The following is a 4193-nucleotide window of genomic DNA, read 5'->3' on the forward strand; positions in this document are numbered from 1 at the left end:
TGCCGGTAATTGTCCTTCCGGAAACTCAACGTCAACTACCGGTCCTATAATCTGAACCACTCTTCCTTTTGCCATCTATATTCCTCCTTAATTTTTACTTAATCGCTTCAGCAGCGTTAATAATGTCTATTAGCTCTGTTGTAATAGCTTCTTGTCTCGCTTTGTTAAAGATGATGGTCCACTTTCTAATAGCTTCCCCAGCATTTTTGGTAGCGTTGTCCATTGCTATCATTCTTGCTGAATGTTCTGCCGTTGAAGATTCTACCAACGCTCTATACAGTTGAAAGTTGATATACCTTTGTAGTAATGATGTTAAAACTTCCTCTTTAGAAGGTTCTATGTTGTAGATTGTCATTTCATCGTACTTTTTACTTGAAGTTTGTTTTGGTTCCAAAGGTAAAATTTCTCTTATTTTTGTTTCGTAGGTTGATGAAGTTATAAGTTCGTTGTTTATCAAATAGACAGCATCCGTTTTTTCTTCTATGAATCTTGAAGAAATTATTCCACCAAGCATAGAAGTAAAAGATAGATTCATTTGATTTCTATAGACATCTTCATAAGATGCAACTATATTTAACCCTTTACTTTTAAAGAAGTTAACAGCTTTCCTTCCTATCAAAACTAAATTTACGTTTTTCCCTTGAGATTGAAGGTTTTGTATTTCTCTCCAAGTGGCTTTCAAAACGTTAGAGTTAAATGCTCCTGCCAGTCCTCTGTCAGCTGTAACAACGATTAAATCTACAGATTTTACTTCTCTTTTAGCCAAAAGAGGATGGGATTCTCTATCTATGTAAATAGAGAGGTCCGATATTAGTTCGTAAAGTTTTTCCGAGTAAGGTCTTGTAGCATAAAGAAGGTTCTGGGCTTTTCTCAATTTAGCCGCAGAAACCATCTTCATAGCGGATGTTATTCTTCTTGTATTTTTTATACCGTTTATCTTTCTTTTAATATCTCTTGGCGATAATTTAGCCATCTTTCAGCTCCTTAGAATGCGACTTTTTGTTTGAACTCTTTTACAGCCGCATCAAGTTTTGCTTTAATATCATCTGTTAAAGCTTTTTCTCTTCTTATTGCTTCTAAAATATCCGGTTTTTCTGTATCTAAGAATGTGTAAAATTCTTTTTCAAATTTTTGAATTGCGTTAACAGGTACATCATCTAAATATCCTTGTCCTGCTATGTATATGATGGCAACCTGTTTCTCTACAGGAACTGGTTGGTTAGGTGGTTGTTTTAATAACTCAACCATTCTTTGACCTCTTGCGATTTGAGCCTGGGTTGCTTTATCAAGGTCCGATGCAAACTGAACGAAAGCTTCAAGCTCTCTAAACTGTGCAAGGTCAAGTCTTAATGTCCCCGCAACTTGTTTCATTGCTTTAATTTGAGCTGCACCACCAACCCTTGAAACGGATATACCAACGTTAATAGCTGGTCTTATACCTTTGTAGAAGAGGTCTGCTTCAAGGAATATCTGACCGTCTGTGATAGATATAACGTTTGTAGGAATGTAAGCTGCAACGTCACCTGCTTGGGTTTCAATTATTGGTAAGGCTGTTAATGAACCTGCTCCAAGTTCATCGTTTAGTTTAGCTGCTCTCTCTAAAAGTCTTGAATGGAGATAGAAAACATCACCCGGATAAGCTTCCCTTCCTGGTGGTCTTCTTAATAGTAGTGATAACTGTCTGTAAGCGTAAGCATGTTTTGTAAGGTCATCATAAATTACAAGGGCATGCATTCCGTTATCTCTGAAGTACTCACCTATTGTACATCCAACGAATGGTGCTATGTACTGCATAGTAGCTGGGTCAGAAGCTGTAGCTGCTACAACGGTTGTGTACTCCATAGCACCGTATTTTTGTAATGTTTCAACTATATGAACAACGTTTGCTCTTTTTTGGCCTATCGCAACGTAGATACAGTAAACACCTTGACCTTTTTGATTTAGTATAGTGTCTATTGCAATTGTTGTTTTCCCTGTTGCTCTATCACCGATTATAAGCTCCCTTTGTCCTCTACCTATTGGAATCATTGCGTCTATCGCTTTAATACCTGTTTGAAGCGGTTCGTGAACTGATTTTCTCTTTACAACGCCGGGAGCAATTTTTTCAACTGGAGAGTAGTATGCTATGTCAGTTAGTGGTCCTTTTCCATCTATAGGATTTCCAAGACCGTCCACAACTCTTCCAAGTAATCCTTTTCCAACTGGAATAGATAAAATTCTTCCTGTTCTTTTTACAATACTGTTTTCTTTTACATTTACGTCAGAACCAAGTAGAACCGCACCAACGTTGTCTTCTTCAAGGTTAAATACTACACCTACAACGCCATTCTCAAACTCAAGCATCTCACCCATCATTGCTTTTTCAAGCCCATAGATACGAGCAACACCATCACCTACTTGGATAACCGTTCCAATCTCTTCAAGTTTTGCTGTGGCTTCAAATTCTTGAAGTTGTTGGTTCAACTGTTCTAAAACTTCATCAGCTCTTATTACAGACATCTATCTCTAACCTCCTGATATATTAAAATCTTGTTAAAGTCTTTTGTAATTGATTTAAGTAGTTTCTAACCGATGTATCCAAAATATAACTACCGGCTTTTATTACTGCACCACCGATTATACTTTTGTCCTCTTTTACTGTAAATTCTACTTTTTTTCCTATTTTAGATTCTATTACATTTCTAATTTCGTTTAAAAGTTCTTCTTCTATAGGGTATGCTGTTATAACCTCTCCTTGAACTGTTGCAAAGAACTTCTCCACTTCAAATCTAAACGCCTTGTTTAACTCTTTTAGAATATTTCCTTTGTTCTCTTTTACTGCAAAGATGATAAAAGGTTTTACCTCATCCGGAATGTTAATAGCTGAAAAAACCTTGGATAAAGCTTTTTCCTTTTCTTCAAAAGGTATTTTAGGACTGAGGATAATATTTCTAAACAAAGTGCTTGATTTGTAAAGATTTGCAAGTATATCTAAACTTTTTGATATTTGAGATAGTTTTTCTTCGTTAGAACCAACGGTTTTTATAATTTTTTTAACTAAATTTTTCATAAATTTTTTGTCAACCTTCACTTTAAGCCTCCAATTTTTTTATAGTCTTATTTATAATTGCTTTACTTGTTTCAGGGTCTACTTTTTGATTCAACAAAGTTTGTGCTACTTCAATAGCTTTTTGAGTCGCGTACTTTTTCAGTTTAAGTTCAGCTCTCTTAATCTCTATGTTAATAGTTTCTTTTGCTTGAGACTTTATTCTTTCAGCTATCTCATTAGCCTGGGCTAATGCATGTTTTCTCTCATTTTCAGCAGTTTCCTTTGCAAGTTTAATCCCTTCTTCTAATTTGTAGTTGGCTTCTTCTAACTTTCTTTTAGCTTCTTCTAATGCTTTTATACTATCTTCCTTTGCTTTTTGTGCTTCCAAAACCATATTTGCAACCGATTGTCTTCTATCGTTTAAAAATTTCTTAATGTGTTTTCCACCAAAGTAAGCAATTATTCCAAGTAGTATAACTGTGTTAACAGCTTTCCATAAAAGTACTCCCGATTCTTCTCCACTTTCAGAAGCTATAGATAATCCCACAAAAAATAGACTCATTAAAAAAGCTTTTTTCATGCTGCCTTCTCCTTTAGAGTTAATTTGTCAACTATCTTCTCAGCTATTCTTTCGATAGCAACATCTAAAGCTTTCATTTCTATTTCAACCACTCTATCGATGTCTTTCTTTGCATCTTCTATCTCTTTCTCAGCTTCTTCCTGAGCTTTTCTTATTATTTCTGCCACCATTTGGTTTGTTTCTCTACTTGACTGGTCCAATATTTTTTTACTTTCCTCTTTAACTTTTGATAGTATTGTATCTACCTCTTTTAATATCTCTTGGGCTTGTTGATTGTTGATTTGAGCTTCTTCCAAAAGTTTCTTTACTGTGGATTCTCTTTCTTCAAACGCTTGAAGGTAAGGGTCAAAGTAGATTTTTTTCATTACGAACATAAATACTAAAAAAAGTCCCAGTTGAATGAAAAGGGTTTGGTCAAGATTTATCCCTACGTGCATACACTCCTCCTTTCTTTCATAAAATTCATACATTATGATATCAGAAAATTTTAATAAATTCAAAATTTTTGTTATAACCCTAATTTCCAATTCGAAAAAAAGATGAAATAAAAAACCTCCAGTGGTATCATAAAGTAAAACTACCACT

Annotated in this window: 5 protein-coding genes; all 5 read right to left on the bottom strand. The window is 34.8% G+C overall.

Annotation, left to right across the window (positions count from 1 at the left end):
• Positions 1 to 94: 94 nt before the first annotated feature.
• Genes NE054_RS07235 through NE054_RS07255 form a run of 5 tightly spaced genes read right to left on the bottom strand, consistent with a single transcriptional unit; the run spans position 95 to position 4045 of the window.
• Positions 95 to 973, bottom strand: coding sequence for a F0F1 ATP synthase subunit gamma (locus tag NE054_RS07235; RefSeq protein WP_297890188.1), 879 nt, complete (start codon positions 971 to 973; stop codon positions 95 to 97).
• An 11-nt stretch (positions 974 to 984) separates the two neighbouring features.
• Positions 985 to 2499: a F0F1 ATP synthase subunit alpha gene (atpA, locus tag NE054_RS07240; RefSeq protein WP_297890190.1), complete on the bottom strand. Its 1515-nt coding sequence runs from the start codon at positions 2497 to 2499 to the stop codon at positions 985 to 987.
• 22 nt (positions 2500 to 2521) lie between these two features.
• Positions 2522 to 3070: an ATP synthase F1 subunit delta gene (gene atpH / locus NE054_RS07245; protein ID WP_297890192.1), complete on the bottom strand. Its 549-nt coding sequence runs from the start codon at positions 3068 to 3070 to the stop codon at positions 2522 to 2524.
• 1 nt (position 3071) lies between these two features.
• Positions 3072 to 3608, bottom strand: coding sequence for an ATP synthase F0 subunit B (locus tag NE054_RS07250; protein ID WP_297890194.1), 537 nt, complete (start codon positions 3606 to 3608; stop codon positions 3072 to 3074).
• Positions 3605 to 4045 carry an ATP synthase F0 subunit B gene (locus NE054_RS07255; protein ID WP_297890196.1) on the bottom strand — a complete coding sequence of 147 codons (441 nt, stop codon included), beginning with the start codon at positions 4043 to 4045 and terminating at the stop codon, positions 3605 to 3607. The genes NE054_RS07250 and NE054_RS07255 overlap by 4 nt, the downstream gene beginning before the upstream one ends.
• Positions 4046 to 4193: the final 148 nt, after the last annotated feature.

The sequence above is a fragment of the Sulfurihydrogenibium sp. genome (genome assembly GCF_027448985.1).
Taxonomy (GTDB): Bacteria; Aquificota; Aquificia; order Aquificales; family Hydrogenothermaceae; genus Sulfurihydrogenibium.